The organism is Streptomyces musisoli, assembly GCF_016741855.1.
In the GTDB taxonomy this organism is placed as follows: Bacteria; Actinomycetota; Actinomycetes; order Streptomycetales; family Streptomycetaceae; genus Streptomyces; species Streptomyces musisoli.
This window is the reverse complement of the sequence record NZ_JAERRH010000008.1, coordinates 185,126-210,711: the sequence shown is the minus strand read 5'-3', so window position 1 is coordinate 210,711 and position 25,586 is coordinate 185,126. Positions and strand designations below refer to the sequence as shown.

The following is a 25,586-nucleotide window of genomic DNA, read 5'->3' as shown; positions in this document are numbered from 1 at the left end:
CCGCGCTCCGCACCGCGGCGGGCCCGGACCGGGAGCGCCACACACCATGACTGTGCCTTCCCGGGGGGAGACCCCCGGACCCCCTGTGCAGGATCGGCTGACGCACATCGACGAGGCGGGCGCGGCCCGCATGGTCGACGTGTCCGGGAAGGACGTGACCGCGCGCACCGCCCGCGCCAGCGGACGCGTCCTCGTCTCGCCGCGCGTGGTCGAGCTGCTGCGCGGTGAGGGGATGCCCAAGGGGGACGCCCTCGCCACCGCGCGGATCGCCGGGATCATGGGTGCCAAGCGGACCCCGGATCTGATCCCGCTGTGCCACCCGTTGTCGGTGTCCGGTGTGAAACTGGATCTGTCGGTCGCGGACGACGCCGTGGAGATCCGGGCCACCGTGAAGACGACGGACCGCACGGGCGTCGAGATGGAGGCCCTCACCGCGGTGACGGTCGCCGCGCTCACCGTGATCGACATGGTCAAGGCGGTCGACAAGGGAGCGGTCATCACGGACGTACGGGTGGAGGAGAAGACGGGCGGCAAGTCGGGCGACTGGAGCCGGGCATGACACGGGACGACCCCCTGGGCGGCGCTCTGCCGGCGCCGTACGCCGCGCTGGTCGTCACCGCCTCCAACCGGGCCGCCGCCGGCGTCTACGAGGACAAGGGCGGCCCGCTGATCGTGAAGGGCCTGGAGAACCTCGGGTTCGCCGTGGACGGGCCGCGGGTGGTGCCGGACGGGGATCCGGTGGAAGCGGCGCTGCGGGCGGCCGTGGAGGCGGCCTACGACGTCGTGGTCACCACCGGTGGCACCGGCATCTCGCCCACCGACCGCACCCCCGAGGCGACCCGCGCGGTGCTCGACTACGAGGTGCCGGGCATCGCGGAGGCCGTGCGCGCGTACGGGCGGGAGAAGGTGCCGACCGCCGCGCTGTCGCGGGGCCTGGCGGGAGTGGCCGGCGGAACGCTGATCGTCAACCTGCCCGGGTCGAGCGGTGGGGTGCGGGACGGCCTCGCCGTGCTGGAGCCCCTGCTGATCCACGCCGTCGACCAGATCCGCGGCGGTGACCACCCCAGACCCGGCAGTGGGGGTGCGAGCTGAACAGCCTTTCCTGGCCCGTCGTGCTGGCGGACGGCGATGTCGTCCTCCGGCCGATAAAGCTGCGCGACCAGCGGGTCTGGCGCGAGGTGAACCGGCGCAACCGCGACTGGCTGCGTCCGTGGGAGGCGACCATCCCGCCGCCCACGCCGGCCGGGCCGATCGCGCACCGGCCGACCTACCGCCAGATGGTCCGGCATCTGCGGTCCGAGGCCCACGCGGGCCGGATGCTGCCGTTCGTCATCGAGTACCAGGGGCAGCTCGTCGGGCAGCTGACCGTGGCCGGGATCACCTGGGGCTCGATGTGCTCGGGGCACGTCGGCTACTGGGTGGACGAGGCGGTGGCCGGGCGCGGGGTGATGCCGGCGGCCGTCGCGCTCGTGGTGGACCACTGTTTCCGTACCGTCGGTCTGCACCGCATCGAGGTCTGCATTCGCCCCGAGAACCGGCCGAGCCGCCGGGTCGTGGAGAAACTCGGATTCCGCGAGGAGGGGCTCCGGCCGCGCTATCTCCACATCGACGGCGCCTGGCGCGACCATCTCGTCTTCGCGCTCACCGCGGAAGAGGTGCCCGACGGGTTGCTCGCGCGGTGGCACCGGGCACGCTCCCAGGGGGACCGGCACGCCGAGCGGCCGGCCGGTCCCGGAGACACGTCCGGAACCGCGGATCCGTCGCGGAATCCGCGGAACGCGCCGGGGAATCCCGTCGAGCGCCCGTAAATGGAATGCGTGTTCGAATTTGGTCGGCTGGTGACCGTCTCGGACCTCTTGAATTCGCCACTGTGTGGGTCCAGTGATCGCATCGGTCGAAAAAAATGCTGGAAATATCAGCCAGATCGTGCGACACACCGGCCCAATTGGCGGATGGCCTCACGCAAACCCCTCTACCGTGTGAGGCGTGAGCAGCAGCGGCCTCATCTACGCAGTCATTGTCGGGGCCTGGGCCGCCTACTTGGTGCCGATGTGGCTCCGTAGGCAGGACGAGCTGAACGAGGCCCGTCCGACGGAACGCTTCAGCACCGCCATCCGGCTGCTTTCCGGACGGGCGGGCATGGAGCGCCGGTACGCCAGGGACCTGCGGGCGCGCTCCGCCCAAGAGGGGGAGCCGGACGCCGGCGATCCGGACGCGGTCACCGACTCGGTGGACGTCCGGGCCTTCGCCGTGCCTCCGACCCGTCGTCAGGTCGGCACGGAGGCCGGGCCCGAGGTGCCCGGCAGTGCGGAACCGGTGCGCGACCAGAGCGCCACGCCGACCCCCAAGTCCACCTCCGCACCCGCACCGCAGCGTGAACCGGTGGCGCGGCGTGAGCCCTCGGCGCAGACGGCCGCGGCACGCGCCCGGCGCTCGAAGGTACTCGCACGCCGTCGGCGCACCACCGTGATGCTTTTCCTCGTCTTCACCCTCGGCGCGGTCGTCGCCGCCGTCGGCGGGCTCGCGTTCCTCTGGGTGCCCGGCGTGCCGGCGGTGACGCTCAGCGCCTACATCGCCTACCTGCGTGTGCAGGAGCGGCGCCGCTTCGCCTACCAGATGGACCGCCGGCGCGCCGAGGTCGCCGCCCAGCGCCTGCGCGAGCGCCAGCCGCGCCGACGCGCGTCCGCCGACGAGGGTGCGGGCGTCGACGAGGCGGACGAGGGCCAGGGCGCCGACACCGAGACCGGTCTGTCCACGCTCGCCGCCGACCGGCGCGCGCTCGTCGAGCAGACCGACCACGCCGAGTGGGTCGACCAGCAGCGGGAGCGGCGGCGGCGACCCGGTCACGGGGACAGCTGGGACCCGGTGCCGGTGCCGTTGCCGACGTACGTGACCGCGCCCGTCGCTCCGCGCGCCACCTCCGACGTGGATCTGGGGGCGCCCGACACGTGGAGTTCGGCGCGTTCCAGCGCGGTCGTGCCGGAACACGAGGCGGGCCATGCGCCGGAGGGCGAGGCGGGCGAGCCGGAGCCGGCGGCCGGGGACAAGCCGGCGGGCGGCCGCGGTGACGCGCTGCCTCGCGCACGGACGCGCTCGCGCGGTGGATCCGCCGGTGCGGCCTCGGCGCGCCGGGCGCGTGAGCGCGGACGCACACCGCTCTTCGACCAGTACGAGGAGGGGGACCGCCCCCGCGCGGCCAACGAATAGCCCCGTCCGCACGGTCGGCGAACGGGCCCCGTCCGCCGTCCCCGAGTCCGCCCGGCCCTGCCCGGCGCAGGCCCTCCCGGCCGGAGCCCCCGCCCCACCCGCTCCGGCCACCCCCGCCCTGACCAGTCAGGGAACGGATTTCCAAGCACCCCGATCGGGATGCTAAAGTTTCACTCGTTGCAAGGGCCTGTGGCGCAGTCCGGTAGCGCACCTCGTTCGCATCGAGGGGGCCAGGGGTTCAAATCCCCTCAGGTCCACGCACGACTGTTCCCGAGTCACATCGGGAATGGTGAACGAAGATCCCGCCGATCATCATGATCGGTCGGGATCTTCGTCGTTTACGGGGAAGGGCGGCGGAATGCGATGCCGCCCCCCAGACGGAAAGTGGCGTGGATCACATCACATGCCGCGGCCCTGTGTCCGCCGGGCATGATCTTGGTGCCGGCCGGTCGACCACGGGGGGATGACGGTGGAGATTCGCCATCTGGTGACGTTCCAGAAGGTCGCGGCGCTGCTGAGCTTCACGCGCGCCGCCGAGGAACTCAGCTACGCGCAGTCGAGCGTGACGACACAGATCCGCGCGCTGGAGACCTCGCTGGGAGTGGAGCTCTTCGACCGGCTCGGCGGGCGGATCCGGCTCACGCCCGCCGGGGAGAAGCTGCTGGAGTACGCGGAGCAGATCCTGGCGCTCGTCGAGGCGGCCCGCGCGGACGTGGCCGGCGGGGACGGCCCCTCGGGCACGCTGGCGATCGGCACGATGGAGAGCGTCACCTCGTACCGCATGCCGCCGCTGCTGGAGTTCTTCCACCACCGCTACCCGAAGGTGCAGCTCTCGCTGCGGCCGAGCCTGTGCGCCGAGACCCGGCACGCACTGCGCCAGGGCACCTTCGACATCGGCTTCCTCATGGAGCAGGAGACCCGGCATCCGGGGCTGGACTCGGTGGTGCTGGCCGAGGAACCGCTGGTGCTGGTCGCGGCTCCCGGCCATCCGCTGGCGCGGCGGCCGCAGCTCTCGCTGGACGATCTGCGGTCGGTGTCCGTCCTGGCGACCGAGGCCGGGTGCGCCTACCGCGACCTGTTCGAGGCGGAGCTGCGGGGGGTGGAGCACGCGCCGTTCCTGGAGTTCGGCACCATCGAGGCGATCAAGAAGGGCGTCGCGTCCGGGCTGGGTGTCTCGCTGCTTCCCACGGTCACCGTCGCCGCGGAGCTGGAGAAGGGCGAGATGACGGCGTTGCCGTGGGACGCCCCGTTCTCCGTCCGCACGCAGCTGGCGTGGCGCGGCGGCCGGCGGCTCTCCCGGGAGCTGAAGCTGTTCATCGACCAGGCGATGCGGTTGATGAGGGAGGACGCCGTACCGCCGGGCGCGCCACCGTCCTGAGCCGGCGGCGGCCGGTCAGCCGGCCGCGCACCGCCCGGCCTTGGCCTCCGGCCGGACCGCTGCGGCAGGTGCGGCAGGTGCGGCAGGTGTGGCAAGCGCGGTCGGGGCGGCGGCCGCGGTGGGTGCCGGTCCCCCTCGGCGGCCGGGGCGCCACCCCAGGTTGGTGCCCAGGGAGGCGGCCACGATCAGGGGGATGCCCAGGGCCTGGGTCCAGGTGACGTGGTGGCCGTAGACGGCCCAGTCGCAGATCAGTGCGGCGGCCGGGTACACGAAGGCCAGCACGGCGATCTTCGAGGTGGGCAGCTTCTGGTACGAGGAGTACATCAGGGCGTACATGACGCCGGTGTGGAGGAAGCCGAGGCCGGCGAGCCAGGCCCAGCCGGTGCCGAGGTGCGCGCTCTGGCCGAGCCGGGTGAAGGGCAGCAGCAGCGGGATGCCGAGCAGGACCTGCACCAGGGCGACGAGATGGGGCCGCACTCCGGTCACGCGCTTGGTGATGATCGTGGACAGCCCGTAGAAGAGGGCGGCCAGCAGGGCGTAGCCGAGGCCCACGAGGTAGGCGCTGTCACCGGAGAGGTCGGAGGCGGAGACGCCGGCGACCAGGACGAGCCCGAGGAAGGCGACGAGCAGCCAGCCCGCCTTCTGGCGCGTGATGCGGTCCTTGAAGAACAGGGCGCCGAGCAGGACCACGAAGAACGGCTGCGTGTGGTAGACGACCGTGGCCACCGAGATGGACGTCCTGCCGTACGCCTCGAAGAGGAACGCCCAGTTGAACACGATGAAAACGCCGCCTGCGGCGGCCAGGGCGAGCTTCCTCGCGGTGAAGCCGTGGTTCCTGAAGAAGCCGCGGAGCGCGCAGTAGACGCCGAGGAACAGGGCGCCGAACACGCACCGGTAGAAGACCACGTTGAACGGCGAGGCGCCGGACTCCACGACGAAGACGCCGATGGTGCCGGACAGCAGCATGGCCGCCGTCAGTTCGACCGCGCCGCGCGTCTCCCGGCGCGCGGGTGCCTCCGATGTGCTCATGCCACCCCTCCTGGGAGCCCGGTCCGCCGGCCGCCGTGCCGGCCGGCGCCAGACGAAGCTATGAGCTGGTACGGGGTCCGGTCCACGGCCTGCCGGGGAGTGAATCCGATGCCCCCATCGATGCTGTCGATGGGCCGCCCGAGCGGCGCCTTCGCCGGTGGGGGCGGGGACTCAGAGCCGCTTGGCGAAGCAGCGGCTCTCCTCGTACTCGCGGTAGTACCCGAACTTCCCGCACGGCGCGTAGCCGCACGAGGTGTACAGGGCGATGGCCTCCGGCTGCTTGGTGCCCGTCTCCAGGACCATGCGGATCCGGCCGGCCCGGCGGGCGTCCTCCTCCAGGGCGGCGAGGATGCGGCGCGCCAGGCCCCGGCCGCGCATTCCCTCCACGACGAACATGCGCTTGAGTTCGGCGTCGCCGTCCTCGTTGCCTTCGCCGTTGTCGTCCTGGCTGCGCCAGCCGCCGGTCGCCACCGGGCGGCCCTGCTCGTCGTACGCGATCAGGTACACGCCCCGGGGCGGGTCGAAGTCGGTGGCCGCCAGGGCCGTGGCGTCACCTCCGTCGCCGTAGCGCACGTGGTATTCGGCCTGGACCTCGTCGTTGAGCTTCAGGGCGTCCGGGTGATCGAAACGAACAGGTCGTATAATCATGCTGGGCATCGTACTTCTATGCAGAGGGATGGGGCTTTGCGGACCCCGACCAGTGTGCCGGTATCGTGCCCTGGTGCTGACTGTGACCTCGGTGAACGTGAACGGGCTGCGGGCCGCGGCGAAGAAGGGCTTCGTGGAGTGGCTCGCCGGGACCGACGCCGACGTCGTCTGCCTTCAGGAGGTGCGTGCCGAGCCGCACCAGCTGCCCGAGGAGGTCCGGCAGCCCGAGGGCTGGCACGTCGTGCACGCTCCGGCCGCCGCCAAGGGCCGTGCGGGCGTCTCCCTTTACACCAGGCGTGAGCCCGACCGCGTACGGATCGGCTTCGGCTCCGCCGAGTTCGACGGCGGCGGGCGCTATGTCGAGGCCGAGCTGCCCGGTGTCACCGTCGCCTCCCTCTACCTGCCCTCCGGCGAGGTCGGCACCGAGCGGCAGGACGAGAAGGTCCGTTTCATGGGCGAGTTCCTCGCCCACCTGAAGGAGCTGCGCGAGCGCGCCGCCGCCGACGGCCGCGAGGTCGTGGTCTGCGGTGACTGGAACATCGCCCACCAGCGGGCCGACCTCAAGAACTGGCGCGGCAACACCAAGAGCTCCGGCTTCCTGCCCGAGGAGCGGGACTGGCTCGGCCGGGTGTTCGCCGCCGACGAGGGCGGTTACGTCGACGTCGTCCGCGCCCTGCACCCGGACGCCGAGGGGCCGTACACCTGGTGGTCGTACCGTGGACGGGCCTTCGACAACGACACCGGCTGGCGCATCGACTACCACGTCGCCACGCCCGGCCTCGCCGGCAAGGCGGTCAAGGGCTTCGTGGAGCGCGCGGCCACGCACGCCGAGCGCTGGTCGGACCACGCGCCGGTGACCGTCGTCTACGACCTGTAGCGCCCTTGGTGCTCAGTCGCGTTTGCTCAGACGGCGGTCGAGCGCCAGGGAGAGTTCCGCCTCGACGACGCTGCGGGCCAGCGGGCGCAGGCGCTGGAGATCCTCCTCGGGGGCGTGGCGCAGGATGACGTCCGAGAAGAGCTGGGCCAGGGCCTCGGCGTGCTCGCGGACGCGGGCGGCGGCCGAGAGGACCTCGGCGAGCGGGATGCCCTCGCGGACCAGCGCGGAGGAGACGTCCAGCAGGCGCCGGCTGATGTGGACGATCTCGTCGCCGTCGGTGCCGATGTAGCCCAGTTCCATGGCGGCGGCGAGGTTCTCGGGCGTGACGTCGCCCTCGAAGCGGGCGGCGAGTTCCTCGGGCGTGAGGCGCACCGGCTCCTCCTCGGTGGGGGCGCCGACGCCGAGCAGGTCGGCGACGTCCCGGCCGTGGTCGAACGCCTCGGCGAGTTCGGCGATGCCGTTGAGCGTGTGGCCGCGCTCCAGCAGGGCGGCGATGGTGCGCAGCCGGGCCAGGTGGTGATCGTCGTACCAGGCTATGCGGCCCTCGCGGCGGGGTGGCGGGAGCAGCTTGCGCTCGCGGTAGAAGCGCAGGGTGCGCACGGTGATGCCGGCCAGCCGGGCCAGTTCCTCCATGCGGTACTCGCGCGGGGCGCCGGGGCGGGCCGGTTCCGGGTGTGTCCGCGGGCCGGCCGGCTCCGGTCGGGTCTCCGGGTGTTCTGCGTCCTCTGCCACGCCCGCAGCCTAAGGTGTACCGCCGGTAACTTCCTTCCCCCGCCCCCTACCGCTCGGTACGTGGCTGCTCTACAGTCCCATTGCGCCAGTGTTCACTGGCAGAGTTCCTAGGTGATGCGTGGAGGCTTCGGGATGGCCGAGCACGAGCATGTACGGGTGGCGGTGATCGGGTCCGGGTTCGGCGGGCTGGGGGCCGCCGTGCGGCTGCGCCGCGAGGGAATCACCGACTTCGTCGTCCTGGAGCGGGCCGACAGCGTCGGTGGTACCTGGCGGGACAACAGTTACCCGGGGTGCGCCTGTGACGTGCCCTCGCACCTCTACTCCTTCTCCTTCGCGCCCAACCCCGACTGGCCGCGCACGTTCTCCGGCCAGCGGCACATCCGCGCCTACCTGGAGCACGTCACCGACCTGTTCGGACTGCGCCCGCACATCCGCCTGGACTCCGAGGTCAAGCTGATGACCTGGGACAACGACAACCTGCGGTGGAACATCGAGACCACGCGCGGCTCCCTCAGCGCCGATGTCGTCGTCTCCGCCACCGGGCCGCTGTCCGACCCGAAGATCCCCGAGATCCCGGGGCTCGACTCCTTCCCGGGCAAGGTGTTCCACTCCGCCCGCTGGGACCACGACTACGACCTGCGCGGCAAGCGCGTCGCCATGGTCGGCACCGGCGCCTCCGCCATCCAGATCGTGCCCGCCATCCAGCCGCAGGTCGGCCGGCTCACCCTCTTCCAGCGCACGCCGCCGTGGGTGATGCCCCGGGTCGACCGTGCCATCAGCGGCGCCGAGCGCTGGCTGCACCGGCGGCTGCCCGTCACCGCGCAGGCCCGGCGCGGGCTGCTGTGGGGCATCCGGGAGCTCCAGGTCCAGGCGTTCACCAGGCACCCGGACGAACTCGGCCTCGTCGAGCGGCTCGCCAGGCGCAACATGACCCGCGCCGTCAAGGACCCCGTCCTGCGCGCCAAGCTCACCCCGGACTACCGCATCGGCTGCAAGCGGATCCTGCTGTCCAGCTCGTACTACCCGGCGCTGGCCCGGCCCAACGTGGACGTCGTCACCGGCGGGCTCAGCGAGGTCCGCGGGTCCACGCTCGTCGCCGCCGACGGCACGGAGGCCGAGGCCGACGCGATCATCTTCGGTACGGGCTTCCACGTCACGGACATGCCCATCGCCGAGCGGGTCGTCGGCAAGGAGGGCATCACGCTCGCGGAGTCCTGGAAGAACGGCATGCAGGCGCTGCGCGGCGCCGCGGCGGCGGGGTTCCCGAACTGGATGACGATCATCGGGCCCAACACCGGCCTCGGCAACTCCTCCATGATCCTCATGATCGAGTCCCAGCTGAACTACATGGCCGACTACCTGCGCCAGCTCGACGTCCTGGGGTGGTCCCCGGGCCCGCACGGCACCGGGGGAGGCCGCACCGCCCTGGACGCCCGGCCCGCCGCCGTCGAGTCCTGGAACCACAGGGTCCAGGAGCGCATGAAGCGGACCGTGTGGAACACCGGCGGCTGCACGAGCTGGTACCTGGACGCGAGCGGCCGCAACACCACCATCTGGCCCGGTACGACGACCGAGTTCCGGACCGCCACCCGGCGGGTGGACCTGGCGGAGTACGAGGTCATCCGGAAGCCGTCGGCGGAGAAGGTGGCGAAGGCGGGGGAGGCGGAGAAGGCGGCGAAGGGCGTCACGGACGCCACGGACGCCACGGACGTCAAGGGCGCCAAGGACGCCAAGGACGCCAAGGGCGTCGCGGATGCCGGGGCCGGGGAGGCCGGGGAGGCCGCCGTGGCGCTCAAGCGGAGCGGGGCCGGCGCATGAGCCGGCGCGCCTTTGGCACACCCGGCGCCTTGGGCGCCCGTATCGCCTCCGTCACCTCCGGCCCGTACGCCCCGCCGGCTCCCTCCCGCACACTCACCGCCGTCTCCGCCGACGGCGCCCGCCTGCACGTGGAGGAGCACGGCCCGCAGGACGCGCCCCCCGTCGTCCTCTCCCACGGCTGGACCTGCTCGACGGCGTTCTGGGCGGCCCAGATACGGGAGCTGGCGACCGATCACCGGGTGATCGCCTACGACCAGAGGGGGCACGGGCGCAGCCCCGCGAGCCCCGCGTGCACGACCCAGGCGCTGGCGGACGATCTCGAAGCGGTACTCGCCAAGACGCTGACGCGCGGGGAGAAGGCGCTGATCGTCGGCCACTCCATGGGCGGCATGACGGTCATGGCCGCGGCCGAGCGCCCCCGCCTCCGCGAACACGCGGCCGCCGTCCTGCTGTGCAGTACGGGCAGTTCGCGGCTGATCGCGGAGGCGCGCGTGGTGCCGCTGCGCGCCGGGAGCGTACGCAGCTGGATCACCGGGCACATCCTCGGTTCGCGCGCTCCTCTCGGACCGGTCACGCCGGTCACGAAGAGCATCCTCAAGTACGCCACCATGGGCGCCGGTTCCGGCCCGGACCAGGTGGAGGCATGCGCGCGGATCGTGCACGCCTGTCCGCGCGCCGTGCGCCACGCGTGGGGAGCCGTACTCGCGGCGCTCGACCTGGACCACGGCATACGGCGGTTGCACGCGCCCACCGCGGTGCTGCACGGCGCTTCCGACCGGCTCACGCCCTCTGTGCACGCCCATGCGCTGGCCGCCGCGCTGCCGCACTGCGTCGGCCTCACCGAGCTGACCGGCGTCGGCCACATGACCCCGATCGAGGCTCCCGAGCTGGTGACCGGCCGGATCCGGGAGCTCGTCACCACCTACGTCACCGGGACCGGTCCCGGTGACACGCACGAGCACGGTTCCATCCCCGCGCAGATCAAGGAGGGCGCATGAGCAGGGTCAGCCTCGAAGGACAGGTCGCCGTCGTCACGGGAGCGGCGCGCGGCGTCGGTGAGCTGCTGGCGCGCAAGCTGTCCGCGCGCGGGGCGAAGGTCGCGCTGGTCGGGCTGGAGGAGGAGGCGCTGAAGGAGGTCTCCGGACGCCTGCACAGCGAGAGCGCCTACTGGTACGCCGACGTGACCGACCACGAGACCATGGGCCGGGTCGCGCAGGAGGTGAAGGAACGCTTCGGGAAGGTCGACATCGTGGTCGCGAACGCCGGTGTGGCGACCGGCGGTCCCTTCGCCGACTCCGATCCGCAGGCCTGGCGGCGGGTGATCGAGGTGAACCTGATCGGTTCGGCGGTGACCGCGCGCGCGTTCCTGCCGGTGCTGGTCGAGAGCCGGGGGTACCTGCTCCAGGTCGCCTCGCTCGCCGCGATCACGCCTGCGCCGATGATGACGGCGTACTGCGCGTCCAAGTCGGGGGTGGAGGCGTACGCGCACAGTCTGCGCGCCGAGGTCGGCTACCAGGGCGTGCGCGTCGGCGTCGCGTACCTGTCCTGGACCGACACCGACATGGTGCGCGGCGCCGACCAGGACGACGTCATGCGGGAGCTGCGGCAGCGGCTGCCGTGGCCGTCGAACAAGACGTACCCGCTGGGGCCCGCGGTGGACCGGATCGTCGCCGGGATCGAGCGGCGTTCGGCGCACGTGTACGGGCAGTGGTGGCTGCGCGGCATGCAGGGCGTGCGCGGCTATCTGCCGGCGCTCATCGGGACGGTCGGGCAGCGCGAGATGAAGCGGTTCGCGCCGCGGCTCCAGGGAATGCGCTCCGGGCTCGTCGGCGCAGGTGGGGCGGCGGATGAGGCGGCGCGCGCCACGCACCGTAACTGATCGACATGCACTCCGTGTTGGGCCGTGTGAATCTGGTCGAGGCCCCAGCGAGGGGCCGAACCCCCCACCCACCACGGGAGTGAACCCACATGGGTATGAAGGACAAGTCGAGCCAGATGCAGAACCAGGCCAAGGGGAAGATGGACCAGGCCCGCGAGAAGGCCGGCCAGCGCGGTCAGCAGCCTGGCCAGCGCGGTCAGCAGAACCGCCAGGGCCAGCCGCAGCACGAGCGTGGCGGTCAGAACTTCCGTGACATCGAGGACACGGAGCAGCAGGTCGAGGACCGGTTCGACCGGGACTACGACGCCTAATCGCTGCGCTCGGCCTTGGCCGAATGACGTGGGGTGCCCCTCCTTGTGGGGGGCACCCTGCGTTTCTTGTTTTCTGGCGGTGGGGTTGTGGTGTGCCTTCTTTGGGGTGGTGGGGTTGTGTGTTGGGTGCGGGTGGGTGGGTTTTTTGCGCAGTTCCCCGCGCCCCTTGGGGGTGGTGCGGTTGTGGGTTTCGTGCGGGTGGGTGGGGGTTCTCGCGCAGTTCCCCGCGCCCCTTCGGCTGTCCTTCCCGCGCCCCTTTGGCTGTCCTTCCCGCGGTCCCTTGCCTATCGTTCCTCGCGGCCCATTTTCTGGCGTGCTCCTTGTTTCAGTGGGGTCTTGGGGGGAGCTTGGGGCGGGAGCGGTTGGGTACGTTGCTGTGGTCCGGGGGGGTTGCCGCGGGGGTGGACCGGAGGAGGTCCAGGGCCAGTCTGACGGCTTCGCCCAGTACGGGGTAGCGGCCCTCCGCCCAGTCCAGCGGCGTGCGCAGGACCTCGCGGTCGGGGGCGACGCCGTGGTTCTCGACGGACCAGCCGTACGCGTCGAACCAGGCCGCGTTCATCGGCACGGTGATGATCGTCCCGTCGCCGAGGCGGTGCCGCCCGGTCATGCCGACCACTCCGCCCCAGGTGCGCTGGCCGACGACCGGGCCGAGTTTCAGCAGCTTGAAGGCGGCGGTGATCATGTCACCGTCCGACGAGGTCGCCTCGTCGACCAGGGCCACCACGGGTCCACGGGGCGCGTTCGAGGCGTACGACACCGGTTGCGCGTCCCGGGTCAGGTCCCAGCCCAGGATCGTCCGGGTCAGTTTCTCGATGACGAGTTCGCTGATGTGCCCGCCCGCGTTGCCGCGCACGTCCACGATCAGCGCGGGCCGGGACACCTCCATGCGCAGGTCGCGGTTGAACTGGGCCCAGCCGGAGCCGCCCATGTCGGGGATGTGCAGATAGCCGCACTTGCCGCCGCTCAACTCCCGTACGACCTCGCGGCGTTTCGCCACCCAGTCCTGGTAGCGCAGGGGCCGTTCGTCGACGAGCGGGACGACGGCGACCCGCCGCGCCCGCCCGGAGTTGCCCTCGGGCGGCGTGAACGTCAGCTCCACGGTCGTACCGCCGGAGCCCGCGAGCAGCGGAGCGGGGCCGGCGACCGGGTCGACCGGGCGGCCGTCGACGTGGGTCAGGACGGCGCCCTCGCGGATTCCGGTGCCGGCCAGCGGTGAGCGGGCCTTGGAGTCGGAGGAGTCGCCGGGCAGGATGCGCTTGACCGTCCACCGGCCCTCGTGGTGCACGAAGTTGGCGCCGAGGAGGCCCTGCCAGCGGTGGTAGTGGGGCGGTCCCTCGTTGCGGCGGGCGGCGGTGACGTAGGCGTGGGAGGTGCCGAGTTCGCCGAGCACCTCGCGGAGCAGGTCGGCGAACTCGTCCGGCGAGGCCACCCGTTCGACCAGCGGACGGTACTGGTCGAGCACCACGTCCCAGTCGATGCCGCACATGCCCGGGTCCCAGAAGTAGGCGCGGATCAGGCGTCCCGCCTCGTCGTACGCCTGGCGCCACTCGGCGGGTGGATCCACCTCGTGCAGGATGCGGCGCAGGTCGATCCAGACGGACGTGTCGCTGTCGCCGATCTCGGTCGACGGCACCGCCCGCAGATCGCCCTCGTCCACCACGACCAGCCGGGTGCCGTCGCCGCTGACCGTGAACCAGTCCAGGTGGTCGACCAGTTCGGACTTCTTCGCCTTGGAGATGTTGAAGTACTCCAGGGTCGGACGTCCGCTGACGTCGGCCGGATTGACGAAGGTCTCGCCGAGCGCGCCGGAGATCGGCCAGCGCAGCCAGACCAGGCCGCCGCCCGCGACCGGGTGCAGCGCGGAGTACTTGGAGGCGATGACCGGGAACGGCGTGACCCGGTTCGCCAGCCCCTCCACCTCGACGGTCACCGTGCCGGCCTCGCCGGTCTCCTCGTCCTCCAGCGGGTCGAGCCCGCCGGCGGCCGGGCGGCCCTCCGGGCTGAGGGCGAAGGGGGAGGGGGTCGCCGAGGAGAGCGGCACGAGGTACGGGCGGCAGCCGAGCGGGAAGGAAAGGTCGCCGGTGTGGACGTCGTAGACCGGGTCGAAGCCGCGCCAGGAGAGGAAGGCGAGGTAGCGGCCGTCGCGGGTGAAGACCGGGTTCTCGTCCTCGAAACGGCCGTTGGTGACGTCCACGATCAGCCGGTCCTTGATGCGGGCCAGCTTGATCTGGCGCAGGGAGCGGCCGATGCCGGGGTGGGACCAGGCGAGCCAGGAGCCGTCGGGGGAGAAGGCGAGGTCGCGGACCGGGCCGTTGACGGACCGGATCAGCTCGGACACCCTGCCGCGCGACCCGACACCCGCCGCATCTCCACCGCCCGGCTCCGTGCCACCCGCGTCCGCCCCTGTGCCGCCCGGCTCCGAGCCGCCCGCGTCCGCCCCTGTGCCGCCCGGCTCCGAGCCGCCCGCGTCCGCCCCTGTGCCGCCCGGCTCCGAGCCGCCTGCGTCCGGCCCCGTGCCACCCGGCTCCGGCTCCGAGCCCCCCGCGTCCGGCCCTGTGCCACCCGGCTTCGGCTCCGTGCCGCCCGCGTCCGGGCCGGGGGTGCCGGGCGCGCCTGGGTTCGCGGCGTCGGTGCCGGCCGGCCCCGGCTCCTCGCCGGTGCCGCCGGACGCCTCGGCGGTCCCGGCCGTCGAATTCTCCGGACCCCCCGTGCCGGCCGGCCCCGGCTCCGCCGCTCCGGTCTCCCCCTCCGCCTCCCCTTCCGCCTCCCCTTCCTCCTCCGTCACGTCGATCAGCAGCAGCCGGCCGTCGTGCGAGGCGACGGCCAGTCGTTCGCCCAGTGGGTCGGAGACCATCTCCAGCACGCGGCCCAGCGTGCCGGAGGCCGGCCGGCGGGGTGCGCGGTCGCCGGTGGCGCGGGGGAGCTGGGCGATCTCGACGGCGTCCTCGCCCTCCGCGTCGGTGACGTACGCGATCTGCCCGGTGGAGCCCAGCATCTCCGGCAGCCGTACCCGGACGCCGGGCGTCTCGGAGATCGTCCGGGCCGGGCCGTCGCGGTGGGTGAGCCAGTACAGGCTGCCGCGGACGACGACCGCGCTGGCCCGGCCGGTCTCGTCCACCGAGACGCCGTCGACGTTCTGGGCGGCCGGCACCTGGTACGGGCGGCGGCCGGTACGCGGTCCGGAGAGCCGGACGTCGAGCCGGCGCGGTTCGCCGCCGGGGGAGAAGTCGTCCACCAGCCACAGGTCGCCCGCGCACTGGTAGACCACCCTGCTGCCGTCGCTGGAGGCGTGCCGGGCGTAGAAGGCGTCGTGGTCGCTGTGGCGGCGCAGGTCGGTGCCGTCGTGGGCGCAGGAGTAGAGGTTGCCGACGCCCTCGTGGTCGGAGAGGAAGGCGATCCGGCCGTCGATGAACATGGGGCAGGCCAGATGCCCGCCGATGTCCGGCAGGAGGCGCTGTCCGTGCAGCCACAGGCGGCCCATCGCGCCGCCGCGGTACCGCTTCCAGGAGGCCGGTTCGTGCGGCGGGGTACCGGTGAGCAGCAGGGTCTTGTGCTCGCCGCCGACGTCGGCGACCTGGATGTCGGCGACCGGGCCCCAGGGCAGCCGCCCGCCCGGGTCGGCGTCGGCGGAGACCTTGTAGGCCCAGGTGAAGTAGGAGAAGGGCTGGCCGTGGGAGGCCACGGCCAGGATGTCGCCCTCGGGGGTCCAGCCGCACACCTGGGTGTCGAGGCTGCCCCAGTACGTCAGCTGCCGCGCCGGGCCGCCGGCGTCGACGTCGACGAGGTGGATCTCCGGGGCGAGGCTGCGCCAGGTCGTGTAGGCGATCCGGTGGCCGTCCGGCGAGAAGCGCGGGTGGCCGGTCTTGGTGCGATCCGCGGTGAGCCGCCAGGCGCGGTCCGGGGCGTCGAGGCGGGCCAGCCAGAGGTCGTCCTCGGCCACGAAGCACAGCAGGTCGCCGCTGAGGTGGGGAAGGCGCAGATAGCTCACGTCCCCATGCTTTTCCGGGCAAACGGCGCCAGCAACTCGTGGCCGCCGGCAGCGGGGATCCACGCCGGCCTCGGGGACGGGGAGTCGGGGCGGTTCCGGGGTGGCGGCCGCGGGGTTTATGGGGCCTTCACCTTCGTGACCCAGCACACGTACGAAACGGTTTCGTTTCGCAGTGGGGCAGGGTATCTTCTTGGGTGTAAGAAGAAGGCTCCGGAGCGGGAAGGTGACGGGCATGACCGAGGCAGTCGCGGCTGCACGCCGCAGCCGGATCACGCCCGAGCGCGAGGCCGAACTGTACGAGGCCGTGCTCGACCTGCTCCGGGAGGTCGGCTACGACGCCCTGACCATGGACGCCGTGGCCGCCCGCACCCGGTCCAGCAAGGCCACGCTCTACCGCCAGTGGGGCGGCAAGGCCGAACTGGTCGCGAAGGCGGTCCGGCACAACAAGCGGGGCGGCACCGCCGACGAGGTCGACACCGGGTCGCTCAAGGGTGACCTGCACGCCCTCACCCAGAAGTCGGACGACTGTGAGATGGCGCAGAACGCCTCGCTGATGCGGGCCCTGGCCATGGCGGTCCACAGCAATCCGGATCTTCTGCAGGCGTTCCGGGAACACCTCATCGAGCCGGAGACGGCGGAGTTCCGGCGCGTGCTGCAACGCGCGATCGACCGTGGCGAGGTCCGTTCGGACAACCCCGCGATCGATTACGTGATGCACATGATGATCGGCGGTTTCGCCGCCCGCACGATGATCGACGACCAGCCGCCCACCCAGGCGTTCCTGCTGTCGTACATCGACGCCGTGGTCCTCCCCGCCCTCGGCGTCCCCACCAGCTGACACACCCTTCCCCAGCAAGCCCACCACCTGACGTCACCGCTCACGTCGTCGGGCTGATCACCCCTGCCCAGATGAACCCACGACCTGACCGGGAGTACGCCTCCGTGGCCACGTTCCTCTACAAACTCGGCCGGCTCGCCTTCCGGCGACGGCACTTCGTCGCCCTGATATGGGTCGCGCTGCTCACCCTCGCCGGGGTGGGCGCCGCCTCCGCGCCGGCCGCCGGCAACACGTCCTTCTCCATCCCGGGCACCGAGGCCCAGAAGGCCTTCGACCTGCTGGAACAGCGCTTCCCCGGGATGAGCGCCGACGGCGCCACCGCCCGGGTCGTCTTCAAAGCCCCCAGCGGCGAGAAGATGACGGCCGCCGACAACAAGGCGATCGTCGAAAAGGCCGTCAAGGAGCTGGGAAGCGGCTCCGAGGTCGTCTCCGTCGCCGACCCCTACACCGGGCACGCCGTCAGCAAGAACGGCACCGTCGCCTACGCCTCGGTGAAGTACAAGGTCTCCGGCATGGAGCTGGAGGACTCCACCCGGGACGCCCTGAAGGAGGCCGCGCAGCACGCGCGGGACGCCGGGCTGACCGTCGAGGTCGGCGGTGACGCGCTGACCGCGACGCCCGAGACCGGCTCCAGCGAGATCATCGGCATCGCGGTCGCCGCGGTCGTCCTCGTCATCACCTTCGGCTCGCTGCTCGCCGCCGGATTCCCGCTGCTGACCGCGATCATCGGTGTCGGTATCGGCGTCTCCACGATCACCGCGCTCGCCTCCGCCCTCGACCTGGGCTCGACGACCTCCACGCTCGCGTCGATGATCGGCCTCGCCGTCGGCATCGATTACGCCCTCTTCATCGTCTCCCGCTACCGCGCCGAACTCGCCGAGGGCCGCGACCGCGAGGATGCGGCCGGACGGGCCGTCGGCACGGCGGGCTCGGCGGTGGTCTTCGCCGGTCTGACCGTCGTCATCGCCCTGGTCGGCCTGTCCGTCGTCAACATCCCGATGCTGACCAAGATGGGCATCGCGGCGGCGGGAACGGTCGCCATCGCCGTACTGATCGCCCTGACGCTGATCCCGGCGCTGCTCGGCTACGCGGGCCGCAAGATCAAGCCGGCCGGCGAGAAGAGCAAGCTGCTCGGCGGCGGCCGCACGCCGAAGCAGCCGGGCCGCCCCAACATGGGCACTCGCTGGGCGAGCTTCGTCGTACGCCGTCCGGTCGCCGTCCTCCTGCTCGGCGTGGTCGGCCTCGGCGCGGCGGCGATCCCGGCCTCCTCCCTGGAACTCGGCCTCCCGGACGACGGCTCGCAGCCGGTCTCGACCACCCAGCGCCGCGCCTACGACCTCCTCTCGGAGGGCTTCGGGCCGGGCTTCAACGGGCCGCTGATGATCGTGGTGGACGCGAAGGGCAGCGCCCACCCCAAGGCCGCCTTCACCGAGGTCGGCGACGAGATCAAGAGCCTGAAGGACGTCGTCACGGTCACCCCGGCCGCGCCCAACAAGGCCGGCGACACCGCGACGATCACTGTCATCCCCGACTCCAAGCCGTCCTCGGCCACCACCGAGGACCTGGTCCACGCCATCCGTGACAAGGGCGCGGAGATCACCGCGAAGACCGACGCCGAGGTGCTGGTCACCGGCTCGACGGCGATGAACATCGACGTCTCGCAGAAGCTGAACGACGCGCTGCTGCCGTACCTGGCCCTGGTGGTCGGCCTGGCCTTCCTGCTGCTGATCGTGGTCTTCCGCTCGATCCTGGTCCCGCTGAAGGCGGCCCTCGGGTTCCTGCTGTCGGTGACGGCCGCGCTGGGCGCGGTGGTCGCGGTCTTCCAGTGGGGCTGGCTGTCCGGCCTGTTCGGCGTCGAGGAGACCGGTCCGGTCATGTCGATGATGCCGATCTTCATGGTGGGCGTCGTCTTCGGCCTCGCGATGGACTACGAGGTCTTCCTCGTCACCCGGATGCGGGAGGCGTACGTCCACGGCGAGAAGCCGAGCCAGGCCGTGGTGACCGGCTTCAGGTACGGCGCTCGGGTGGTGACGGCCGCGGCCGTGATCATGATGGCCGTCTTCTCCGGCTTCATCGGATCCAGCGAGGCGATGATCAAGATGATCGGCTTCGGTCTCGCCATCGCCGTGTTCTTCGACGCGTTCATCGTCCGCATGGCCATCGTCCCGGCGGTCCTCGCCCTGCTCGGCAAGCGGGCCTGGTGGCTGCCGAAGTGGCTGGACCGCGCGCTGCCCAACGTGGACGTCGAGGGCGAGGGGCTGCGTACGCTCGACGACCTCGACGAGGAGAAGGAGCTGGTACGCGCCTGACGTACCGCGCCTGACGCGTCGCGGCGGACGGAGAGCGGCCGGTGAGGGTGCCCGTGGGGACGGTGCAGCACCCTCACCGGCTTTCCGGCTGAAGGTCGCCCCGTCCGCCTGAGCCCTCTTCCTCACGCACGCCGTCAGGTGAGCCGGAGGCGGAACGTCGGGCAGACGTCGGGGTCGTCGTCCTCGTAGAGGTACGTCCGCTCGGAGTCCTTGGCGATCGACAGGCTGTCGAGGGTGTCGCCGTTCAGGAACGGTTCCGGTTCGGTGAGGGAGAGGCGGACCTGGCCGTACTCGCCGGGCCGGGAGCCTCCCACCACGTCCCAGGTGCCGGATCCGTCGAAGGTGGCGCCCAGTTCGCTCTCGTACCAGTCACCGGTCGGCCAGTGGTGGACGGTGACCGTCCCGCCGGTGCCCGTGTCCGACGCCTTGAGGGTGATCGTCGCGCCCTCGGCGTGCGCCTCTCCCGCATAGGTGCCGGCCAGTTCCCCGGACGTGGCGGACTTCGCCTGCCGGCCCATGCACGCCTCGACGGCGGTGGACGCGGAGGAACAGCCGGCCAGCGGGGTCAGGAGCGTCAGCATGGCCACGGCGGTCCACGCGCGTGCTGGTCCGCCTTCGTTCATGAGTGATCCTCCGAGGCCCGGCCGGCTCGCCGAGCGGACAGTGCGGGACGGTTCTCCGGCAAGACCCGGCACGTCATCATGACAGCGGACGATCACCGTCGGACGCCCGGGGCCCCGGCACGACGGCCTCCGGAGCCGGGTGGCGCGGGTGCGAAAACCTCGTGAGCGCGGCTCCGGCGATGCCGTAGCGTGCCCGCCATGACGACGACAGCCGACACCGACGCCGAAGAGTTCGGGGCCCACCCCCGGTTCGCCGAAGCGCTGCGGGCGCTGGGGCTGGAGGACGTGCTCGCCCGTACCCGGCGGTTCCCGGAGGCGACCCGGACCGCGGCCGAGGCCGCCGCCGCGATCGGGTGCGAGCTGAGCCAGATCTGCAAGTCCCTGATCTTCGCCGCCGACGGGGTGCCCGTGCTGGTCCTGATGGACGGCGCCTCCCGCGTGGACGTGGAGCGGGTGCGGGAGGAACTCGGCGCCCAGAAGGTCACCCGCGCCGACGCCGGCGTCGTCCGCGAGACCACCGGGTACGCCATCGGTGGCGTCCCGCCCTTCGGGCACCGCACGCGCACGCGTGTCCTCGCCGACCGCTCGCTGCTCGCGCACGAGCTGGTGTGGGCGGCGGCCGGAACGCCGTACACCGTCTTCCCGATCGAGCCCAGGGAACTGGTCGCGCTCGCGGGCGCGACGCCGGCGGACGTGCGCGAGCGGACCGCGTGACGCCTGTCGTCGCGACGGCCGTGCTGCTCGCCGCCGTCACCCATGCCAGCTGGAACGCCATCGCGCACCGCATCACCGACAAACTCGTCGGCTTCACGCTGATCTCCGGCGGCGGGCTGCTGATCGGGCTCGCGGCGACCCCGTTCGTCGCGTTCCCGGCGGCGGCCGCCTGGCCGTACCTGTTCGTCTCGGCGGCCGTGCACATCGTCTACTACGCCCTGCTGATGACCTCGTTCCGGCTGGGCGACTTCGGGCAGGCGTACCCCATCGCGCGCGGCAGCGCCCCGCTGGTGGTCACCGTGCTCGCCGCCGTCTTCGCGCACGAGGTGCCCGGCGCCTGGGCGGGCGCCGGCATCGCCGTGTCCTGCCTCGGCCTGACCGGAGTCAGCCTGTGGGGGCTGCGCGGCAGCCGGCCCGACTGGGCGGCGATCGGCGCCGCCCTGGCTACCGGCCTCACGATCGCCGCCTACACGGTCGTCGACGGGATGGGCGTACGGGCCGCGCACTCGCCCCTCGGGTACATCGCCTGGCTCATGGCCGTCCAGGGGGCCTTCGTGCCCGCGTTCCTGTTCGCACGCGCGCGGGGCGACACGGTACGGCTGCTCCGGCCGTACGCCGCCCTCGGCCTCGTCGGCGCCGCCCTGTCCGTCTCCGCGTACGCCCTGGTCCTGTGGGCCCAGACCCGCGCCGCGCTCGCACCGATCGCCGCGCTGCGCGAGTCGTCCATCATCGTCGGCGCGGCCATCGGTGCACTGTTCTTCAAGGAGCGCTTCGGCGCGCCCCGGATCGCGGCGGCGGGCCTGCTGGTCGTGGGGATCGGGCTGATGCTGCGCACGGGGTAGCGCGCGGCGGCCGTCTGCTGCGGGCCGTCGCCGTCCTGAGGCGCCGACATGACGGGCCGGGGTGCCTTGGCGCACCCTGGAAGCAGGGATTCTCGGAGGTGGTCGTGATGACGATGCACACCCCTGTCGGCTGGCATGTCGAGCTTGAGTTCAGGGAGGAGGACGACCTGCACACGCGCGCGGCGGCCCTGGTGCGGCTGCCCGACGGCACCGAGGTGCGGGCGCACGGCCGGGCCAGCAGGCACCAGGTCGACGCGAACCAGCCCCGGGTCGGCGAGGAGATCGCCGGTGCCCGCGCGCTCAACGAACTGGCCATGCAACTGCTGAGCAAGGCCCACGACGAGATCGACGCGGAGTCCGGACGGACCTCGCACCCGATCCACGTGTGACACGCCGGCGGGCACCGAGGGCGCCCGCGGATCAGGCGAGCGCCGTACGTACGGCTCGTACCAGCGCCTGCGCCCTCGGGTCCGCCGTCACGCTCTGCCGGAAGCCGTTGGTGACGTAGCCGAAGGCGATGCCGCTCTCCGGGTCGGCGAAGGCGAGGGCGCCACCGCGCCCCGGGTGGCCGAAGGAGCCCGGGGAGAGCAGCGGGGACGCGGCGCCGTGCAGCATGTAGCCGAGGCCGAAGCGGGTGTTGACCACCAGGACCCGGTCCGGCCCCGCGGACTGCTCGGCGCGGGCCAGTGCCGCGGTTTCGGGGGTGAACAGGCGGGTGCCGCCGTCCACCTCGCCGATGAGCGAGGCGTAGAAGCGGGCCAGCCCGTCGGCCGTGGCGATGCCGTTGGAGGCGGGCAGGGCGGCGGCGCGGTAGGCGGGGGCGTTCTCGTCGGGGAGCGGGGTGATCGCGGCGAACGCGCGGCGGGTGAGGGAGTCCGGGTCGGCGTAGGCATCGGCCACCGCGCGCTTGGGACGGGTCTTCAGCCCGCCCGCGGTCTGCGGCGCCGGTGCCGGGCCGACGCGGCCCACGCGCGCGTGCTCCGACTGCGGCAGGCCGAGCCACAGGTCCGCGCCGACGGGCCCGGCGATCTCGTCGGCTATCCACTCGCCGGGCGGCCGCCCGGTGACCCGGCGCAGCAGTTCCCCGGTGAGCCAGCTGTACGTCTGCGCGTGGTAGCCGTGGTCCGTGCCCGGCTCCCAGACCGGCGCCTGGCCGGCGACCGCCGCGGCGCCCAGGCCGGGATCGGCCGCCTCGGCCGGGGTCAGCGGGCGGTCCAGCACGGGCACGCCCGCGCGGTGCGCGAGCAGGTGCCGTACGCGCGTGTGCTCCTTGCCGGCCGCCTTGTACTCCGGCCAGTACACGCCGACCGGGGCGTCCAGGTCCAGCTCGCCGCGCTGGTGCAGGAGCAGCAGTGCGGCGGCGGCCACGCCCTTGGTGGCGGAGCGCACGATCTGCGCGGTCCCGGGCTCCCAGGGGGCCTCGCCGTCCACGTCCTTGGTGCCGGCCCACAGGTCCACGACCCGGTGCCCGTCGCGGTAGACGGCGACGGCCGCGCCCCGCTCCCCGAGCAGCGCGAAGTTCGCCGCGAACGCCTCCCCGACCGGCTCGAAGCCCTCGGCCACCGTGCCGTTCACGTCCACACTCACGCCCGGGTCCCTTCCCTCGCTTGCGACGACGAGTGAAACACAGGGATGCGGCCTTGGATTCCTTGGCCGGACAGTGATCTCGGCTACGGTCTGACGCCCACCCGGGCGCGGGGGCTCAGCCCAGCAGGATCGACACGTCGATGTTGCCGCGGGTGGCGTTCGAGTACGGGCACACCTCGTGGGCCGCGTCGACGAGCCCGGCCGCCACCTCCGGGTCCAGGATCGGCAGGGAGACGCTGAGGGCGACGGCGAGGCCGTAGCCGCGGTGCTTGTTCGGGCCGATGCCGACCTTCGCGGCCACGGTGGAGCCGGTGAGGTCGTAGCCCGCGCGGTTGCCGACCAGGATCAGCGCGTTGTGGAAACAGGCGCTGTAGCCGGCCGCGAACAGCTGCTCCGGGTTGGTGCCGTTGCCGTCGCCGCCCAGCTCAGGGGGCATCGCGACCTTCAGCTCCAGTTGGCCGTCCTGGCTGGTGACATAGCCGGCCCGGCCGCCGTGGGCGGTGGCCTCGGCGACGTACATGATCTTCGTCGGACGTGTGTCGACAGTGCCCTCGGTCATGGCCGGCCTCTCCCGAACAAGTGGTGCGCAAGTGTATTGTGCACAATGTACTGGCCGGTAGGTGGATCAGGGCAGGTGGGGGTGGATCCGGGGCGCCGCAGGAAGCGGCGCGCGGTACGACGGCCGCTACGACGGCTGCTACGGCGCCCGGTACGACGGCTGCTACGGCGCCCGGTACGACGGCCGAGACGGCACCCGGCGTCCGGCGCTCAGGATCAGCGGGCGCGCCTCGCCGCACTCTCCGCCCGCTCCGCGAGCTGCCGCAACTCCTCGCGCAACGCCACCACCTCCGTGGCGTCGAGCCCCGTCGCCGTGAGCAGCGCGCCGGGCACGCGCGCCGCGCGCTCCCGGAGTTCCTCACCGCGCCCGGTGCACGCCACCAGCACCGTGCGCTCGTCGTCCGCCGCGCGCTCCCTGCGCACCAGACCCGCCCCCGCCAGCCGTTTCAGCAACGGCGAGACGGTGCCGTAGTCCAGGCGGAGGGCGCGCGCCAGCTCCTTCACGCTGGTCTCCCCGCGCTCCCACAGCACCAGCAGCACGAGGTACTGCGGGTAGGTCAGCCCCAGGTCGTCCAGCAGCGGACGGTACGCGGCGGTCACGGCACGCTGCGCCGCGTACAGCGCGAAGCAGAGCTGGTCGTCCAGCAGCGGCGACCCGGCGCCCGCCCTGTCGTCTCGGTCGTGTTGACGCGTCACGCGCCCATTGTCACGGACGCGCCGGCTGCCCCGGAGCCCGCTCCACCGAGCGGGGATCGAAGCCGAACGGCAGCTCCAGCCGGTGCGCCCGCATCAGCTCCTCGTCGCAGAGCAGTTCGCCGGTCGGGCCGTCCGCCGCGATCACGCCGTCGCTGAGGACGAGCGAGCGCGGACACAGCTCCAGGGCGTACGGCAGGTCGTGCGTGACCATGAGGACCGTCACGTCGAGGGAGCGCAGGATGTCGGCGAGTTCGCGACGGGAGGCGGGGTCCAGGTTGGAGGACGGCTCGTCCAGGACCAGGATCTCCGGCTCCATGGCGAGCACGGTGGCCACCGCGACGCGACGGCGCTGCCCGAAGGAGAGGTGGTGCGGCGGCCGGTCCGCGAAGTCCTGCATCCCGACCCGCTCCAGGGCGGTGCGCACCCGCTCCTCCAGCGCGGCCCCCTTGACCCCGGCGGCGGCCGGACCGAAAGCCACGTCCTCCCGTACGGTCGGCATGAACAGCTGGTCGTCCGGGTCCTGGAAGACGATGCCGACCTTCTGCCGGATCGCGGCCATGTGCTGCTTGCCGACCGGCAGCCCGGCCACGGTCACCGTGCCGGTGCCGCCGCCCAGGATGCCGTTGAGGTGCAGCACCAGGGTCGTCTTGCCGGCGCCGTTGGGGCCGAGCAGGGCGACGCGTTCGCCGCGCGCGAGGGAGAAGTCCACACCGAACAGGGCCTGGTGGCCGTCCGGGTAGGCGAAGGCGAGGCCGGAGACCTCCAGCGAAGGCGCGGACGCAGCAGTACTCACAGGACCCATCCCAGCAGACAGACGACGAGAGCGGCACAGGGGAGTGCCAGGGCGTGCCGCCACTGCGCGCCCGACGCGGTCACCTCGTCGATGACCGGCATCGCGCCGGCGTAGCCCCGGCTCACCATGGCCAGGTGGACGCGCTCACCGCGCTCGTAGGAGCGGATGAACAGCGCGCCGGCGGACTTGGCGAGCACGCCCCAGTGCCGCACGCCCTTCGCCTGGAAGCCGCGCGACTCGCGGGCGATCCGCATCCGCCGCATCTCGTCGGTGATCACGTCACCGTAGCGGATCATGAAGGAGGCGATCTGCACGAGCAGCGGCGGCAGCTTCAGCCGCTGGAGCCCGAGCAGGAGTTCGCGCAGCTCGGTGGTGGCGGCCAGCAGCACGGAGGCGGCGACGCCGAGCGTGCCCTTGGCGAGCACGTTCCAGGCGCCCCACAGCCCGTTCACGCTCAGCGAGAGCCCCAGCACGTGCACCCGCTCGCCCTCCGCCACGAACGGCATGAGCACCGCGAACGCGACGAAGGGCACCTCGATCAGCAGCCGTCGGAGGAGGAAACCGGCGGGCACGCGCGCGTGGTACGCGACGGCCGCGAGCAGCACCCCGTACCCGGCGAACGCCCACATCGCCTCGCGCGGGGTCGACACGACGACCACCACGAACAGGAACGTGGCGGCGAGCTTGGTGTGCGGCGGCAGGGCGTGCACGGGCGAGTGCCCGTGCCGGTAGAGCCTGTGCGCGTGTCCGGCGCCCATG

General features: G+C 72.4%; 25 protein-coding genes and 1 tRNA gene. 16 read left to right on the top strand and 10 right to left on the bottom strand.

Going from position 1 to position 25,586, the window contains the following annotated elements; all coding sequences use genetic code 11:
* The first annotated feature begins 46 nt into the window (after positions 1 to 46).
* From moaC to JK361_RS22295, 6 genes are all read left to right on the top strand, one after another.
* Positions 47 to 559 (top strand): cyclic pyranopterin monophosphate synthase MoaC, encoded by a 513-nt coding sequence (gene moaC, locus JK361_RS22320; RefSeq protein ID WP_201821053.1) that lies wholly within the window; start codon positions 47 to 49, stop codon positions 557 to 559.
* Positions 556 to 1,092: a MogA/MoaB family molybdenum cofactor biosynthesis protein gene (locus JK361_RS22315; protein WP_201821051.1), complete on the top strand. Its 537-nt coding sequence runs from the start codon at positions 556 to 558 to the stop codon at positions 1,090 to 1,092. The genes moaC and JK361_RS22315 overlap by 4 nt, the downstream gene beginning before the upstream one ends.
* Positions 1,093 to 1,112: 20 nt before the next feature.
* Complete coding sequence (locus JK361_RS22310) at positions 1,113 to 1,808, top strand: GNAT family N-acetyltransferase (protein WP_201821048.1); 696 nt, start codon at positions 1,113 to 1,115, stop codon at positions 1,806 to 1,808.
* A 178-nt stretch (positions 1,809 to 1,986) separates the two neighbouring features.
* The gene (gene sepX / locus JK361_RS22305; protein WP_201821046.1) at positions 1,987 to 3,207 is read left to right on the top strand and encodes a divisome protein SepX/GlpR; all 1,221 of its coding nucleotides are present in this window, start codon (positions 1,987 to 1,989) and stop codon (positions 3,205 to 3,207) included.
* Positions 3,208 to 3,390: 183 nt separating this feature from the next.
* Positions 3,391 to 3,464: transfer RNA gene (locus tag JK361_RS22300), tRNA-Ala, on the top strand.
* A gap of 206 nt (positions 3,465 to 3,670) precedes the next feature.
* The gene (locus JK361_RS22295; RefSeq protein ID WP_236053377.1) at positions 3,671 to 4,585 is read left to right on the top strand and encodes a LysR family transcriptional regulator; all 915 of its coding nucleotides are present in this window, start codon (positions 3,671 to 3,673) and stop codon (positions 4,583 to 4,585) included.
* 15 nt (positions 4,586 to 4,600) lie between these two features.
* On the opposite strand, the gene JK361_RS22290 is transcribed toward JK361_RS22295, so the two are convergent.
* Both JK361_RS22290 and JK361_RS22285 read right to left on the bottom strand, forming a co-directional pair.
* Positions 4,601 to 5,614: a DMT family transporter gene (locus tag JK361_RS22290; RefSeq protein WP_236053376.1), complete on the bottom strand. Its 1,014-nt coding sequence runs from the start codon at positions 5,612 to 5,614 to the stop codon at positions 4,601 to 4,603.
* A 171-nt stretch (positions 5,615 to 5,785) separates the two neighbouring features.
* A complete protein-coding gene (locus tag JK361_RS22285; protein ID WP_201821044.1) occupies positions 5,786 to 6,262 on the bottom strand; it encodes a GNAT family N-acetyltransferase in 477 nt (158 codons plus the stop codon).
* Positions 6,263 to 6,335: 73 nt separating this feature from the next.
* Between JK361_RS22285 and JK361_RS22280 the strand changes: the two genes are divergently transcribed.
* The gene (locus JK361_RS22280) at positions 6,336 to 7,139 is read left to right on the top strand and encodes an exodeoxyribonuclease III (RefSeq protein ID WP_307787301.1); all 804 of its coding nucleotides are present in this window, start codon (positions 6,336 to 6,338) and stop codon (positions 7,137 to 7,139) included.
* Between the two features lie 12 nt (positions 7,140 to 7,151).
* Here the strand turns inward: JK361_RS22280 and JK361_RS22275 are convergent, their stop codons facing one another.
* On the bottom strand, positions 7,152 to 7,772 hold the full coding sequence (locus JK361_RS22275; protein ID WP_201821339.1) for a MerR family transcriptional regulator: 621 nt from the start codon (positions 7,770 to 7,772) through the stop codon (positions 7,152 to 7,154).
* A 231-nt stretch (positions 7,773 to 8,003) separates the two neighbouring features.
* Between JK361_RS22275 and JK361_RS22270 the strand changes: the two genes are divergently transcribed.
* The 4 genes from JK361_RS22270 to JK361_RS22255 all read left to right on the top strand — a co-directional run bounded on the left by JK361_RS22270 (position 8,004) and on the right by JK361_RS22255 (position 11,879).
* A complete protein-coding gene (locus JK361_RS22270) occupies positions 8,004 to 9,689 on the top strand; it encodes a flavin-containing monooxygenase (protein ID WP_236053375.1) in 1,686 nt (561 codons plus the stop codon).
* A 29-nt stretch (positions 9,690 to 9,718) separates the two neighbouring features.
* A complete protein-coding gene (locus tag JK361_RS22265; protein ID WP_236053374.1) occupies positions 9,719 to 10,687 on the top strand; it encodes an alpha/beta fold hydrolase in 969 nt (322 codons plus the stop codon).
* On the top strand, positions 10,684 to 11,568 hold the full coding sequence (locus tag JK361_RS22260; protein WP_201821038.1) for an SDR family oxidoreductase: 885 nt from the start codon (positions 10,684 to 10,686) through the stop codon (positions 11,566 to 11,568). Before JK361_RS22265 ends, JK361_RS22260 begins: the two co-directional genes overlap by 4 nt.
* Positions 11,569 to 11,657: 89 nt before the next feature.
* A complete protein-coding gene (locus JK361_RS22255; RefSeq protein WP_201821036.1) occupies positions 11,658 to 11,879 on the top strand; it encodes a hypothetical protein in 222 nt (73 codons plus the stop codon).
* Positions 11,880 to 12,204: 325 nt separating this feature from the next.
* Here the strand turns inward: JK361_RS22255 and JK361_RS22250 are convergent, their stop codons facing one another.
* Positions 12,205 to 15,867, bottom strand: coding sequence for a S41 family peptidase (locus JK361_RS22250; protein WP_201821035.1), 3,663 nt, complete (start codon positions 15,865 to 15,867; stop codon positions 12,205 to 12,207).
* A 232-nt stretch (positions 15,868 to 16,099) separates the two neighbouring features.
* On the opposite strand from JK361_RS22250, the gene JK361_RS22245 reads away from it, so the two are divergent.
* Positions 16,100 to 16,705 (top strand): TetR/AcrR family transcriptional regulator, encoded by a 606-nt coding sequence (locus tag JK361_RS22245; RefSeq protein ID WP_201821034.1) that lies wholly within the window; start codon positions 16,100 to 16,102, stop codon positions 16,703 to 16,705.
* A 104-nt stretch (positions 16,706 to 16,809) separates the two neighbouring features.
* Complete coding sequence (locus JK361_RS22240; protein ID WP_201821337.1) at positions 16,810 to 19,014, top strand: MMPL family transporter; 2,205 nt, start codon at positions 16,810 to 16,812, stop codon at positions 19,012 to 19,014.
* Positions 19,015 to 19,148: 134 nt separating this feature from the next.
* On the opposite strand, the gene JK361_RS22235 is transcribed toward JK361_RS22240, so the two are convergent.
* Positions 19,149 to 19,637, bottom strand: a complete 489-nt coding sequence (locus JK361_RS22235; protein ID WP_201821033.1) for a hypothetical protein — start codon at positions 19,635 to 19,637, stop codon at positions 19,149 to 19,151.
* A gap of 198 nt (positions 19,638 to 19,835) precedes the next feature.
* Here JK361_RS22235 and JK361_RS22230 point away from each other — a divergent pair, with 198 nt between their 5' ends.
* The 3 genes from JK361_RS22230 to JK361_RS22220 all read left to right on the top strand — a co-directional run bounded on the left by JK361_RS22230 (position 19,836) and on the right by JK361_RS22220 (position 21,582).
* A complete protein-coding gene (locus JK361_RS22230) occupies positions 19,836 to 20,351 on the top strand; it encodes a YbaK/EbsC family protein (RefSeq protein ID WP_201821032.1) in 516 nt (171 codons plus the stop codon).
* Positions 20,348 to 21,193 (top strand): EamA family transporter, encoded by an 846-nt coding sequence (locus JK361_RS22225; RefSeq protein WP_201821031.1) that lies wholly within the window; start codon positions 20,348 to 20,350, stop codon positions 21,191 to 21,193. The genes JK361_RS22230 and JK361_RS22225 overlap by 4 nt, the downstream gene beginning before the upstream one ends.
* Positions 21,194 to 21,300: 107 nt before the next feature.
* Positions 21,301 to 21,582, top strand: a complete 282-nt coding sequence (locus JK361_RS22220; protein ID WP_201821030.1) for a DUF1876 domain-containing protein — start codon at positions 21,301 to 21,303, stop codon at positions 21,580 to 21,582.
* A gap of 31 nt (positions 21,583 to 21,613) precedes the next feature.
* Here JK361_RS22220 and JK361_RS22215 read toward each other — a convergent pair whose 3' ends face one another.
* From JK361_RS22215 to cbiQ, 5 genes are all read right to left on the bottom strand, one after another.
* Positions 21,614 to 22,774, bottom strand: a complete 1,161-nt coding sequence (locus JK361_RS22215; protein ID WP_201821335.1) for a serine hydrolase domain-containing protein — start codon at positions 22,772 to 22,774, stop codon at positions 21,614 to 21,616.
* A gap of 121 nt (positions 22,775 to 22,895) precedes the next feature.
* Positions 22,896 to 23,339, bottom strand: a complete 444-nt coding sequence (locus JK361_RS22210) for an organic hydroperoxide resistance protein (RefSeq protein WP_201821029.1) — start codon at positions 23,337 to 23,339, stop codon at positions 22,896 to 22,898.
* A gap of 215 nt (positions 23,340 to 23,554) precedes the next feature.
* On the bottom strand, positions 23,555 to 24,034 hold the full coding sequence (locus tag JK361_RS22205; RefSeq protein ID WP_201821028.1) for a MarR family winged helix-turn-helix transcriptional regulator: 480 nt from the start codon (positions 24,032 to 24,034) through the stop codon (positions 23,555 to 23,557).
* 10 nt (positions 24,035 to 24,044) lie between these two features.
* The gene (locus JK361_RS22200) at positions 24,045 to 24,836 is read right to left on the bottom strand and encodes an energy-coupling factor ABC transporter ATP-binding protein (RefSeq protein ID WP_201821027.1); all 792 of its coding nucleotides are present in this window, start codon (positions 24,834 to 24,836) and stop codon (positions 24,045 to 24,047) included.
* On the bottom strand, positions 24,824 to 25,585 hold the full coding sequence (gene cbiQ / locus JK361_RS22195; protein WP_201821026.1) for a cobalt ECF transporter T component CbiQ: 762 nt from the start codon (positions 25,583 to 25,585) through the stop codon (positions 24,824 to 24,826). The genes JK361_RS22200 and cbiQ overlap by 13 nt, the downstream gene beginning before the upstream one ends.
* Position 25,586 lies beyond the last annotated feature (1 nt).

What these genes read in the sequence shown, in the direction of transcription:
- JK361_RS22275 (WP_201821339.1), bottom strand. Translation starts at nt 7,772, where the DNA reads ATGGAGGAACTGGCCCGGCTGGCCGGCATCACCGTGCGCACCCTGCGC.
- JK361_RS22210 (WP_201821029.1), bottom strand. Translation starts at nt 23,339, where the DNA reads ATGACCGAGGGCACTGTCGACACACGTCCGACGAAGATCATGTACGTC.
- JK361_RS22295 (WP_236053377.1), top strand. Translation starts at nt 3,671, where the DNA reads ATGACGGTGGAGATTCGCCATCTGGTGACGTTCCAGAAGGTCGCGGCG.
- moaC (WP_201821053.1), top strand. Translation starts at nt 47, where the DNA reads ATGACTGTGCCTTCCCGGGGGGAGACCCCCGGACCCCCTGTGCAGGAT.
- JK361_RS22315 (WP_201821051.1), top strand. Translation starts at nt 556, where the DNA reads ATGACACGGGACGACCCCCTGGGCGGCGCTCTGCCGGCGCCGTACGCC.
- JK361_RS22245 (WP_201821034.1), top strand. Translation starts at nt 16,100, where the DNA reads ATGACCGAGGCAGTCGCGGCTGCACGCCGCAGCCGGATCACGCCCGAG.
- JK361_RS22290 (WP_236053376.1), bottom strand. Translation starts at nt 5,614, where the DNA reads ATGAGCACATCGGAGGCACCCGCGCGCCGGGAGACGCGCGGCGCGGTC.
- JK361_RS22285 (WP_201821044.1), bottom strand. Translation starts at nt 6,262, where the DNA reads ATGATTATACGACCTGTTCGTTTCGATCACCCGGACGCCCTGAAGCTC.
- JK361_RS22230 (WP_201821032.1), top strand. Translation starts at nt 19,836, where the DNA reads ATGACGACGACAGCCGACACCGACGCCGAAGAGTTCGGGGCCCACCCC.
- JK361_RS22255 (WP_201821036.1), top strand. Translation starts at nt 11,658, where the DNA reads ATGGGTATGAAGGACAAGTCGAGCCAGATGCAGAACCAGGCCAAGGGG.
- JK361_RS22260 (WP_201821038.1), top strand. Translation starts at nt 10,684, where the DNA reads ATGAGCAGGGTCAGCCTCGAAGGACAGGTCGCCGTCGTCACGGGAGCG.
- cbiQ (WP_201821026.1), bottom strand. Translation starts at nt 25,585, where the DNA reads ATGGGCGCCGGACACGCGCACAGGCTCTACCGGCACGGGCACTCGCCC.
- JK361_RS22270 (WP_236053375.1), top strand. Translation starts at nt 8,004, where the DNA reads ATGGCCGAGCACGAGCATGTACGGGTGGCGGTGATCGGGTCCGGGTTC.
- JK361_RS22200 (WP_201821027.1), bottom strand. Translation starts at nt 24,836, where the DNA reads ATGGGTCCTGTGAGTACTGCTGCGTCCGCGCCTTCGCTGGAGGTCTCC.
- JK361_RS22220 (WP_201821030.1), top strand. Translation starts at nt 21,301, where the DNA reads ATGACGATGCACACCCCTGTCGGCTGGCATGTCGAGCTTGAGTTCAGG.
- JK361_RS22235 (WP_201821033.1), bottom strand. Translation starts at nt 19,637, where the DNA reads ATGAACGAAGGCGGACCAGCACGCGCGTGGACCGCCGTGGCCATGCTG.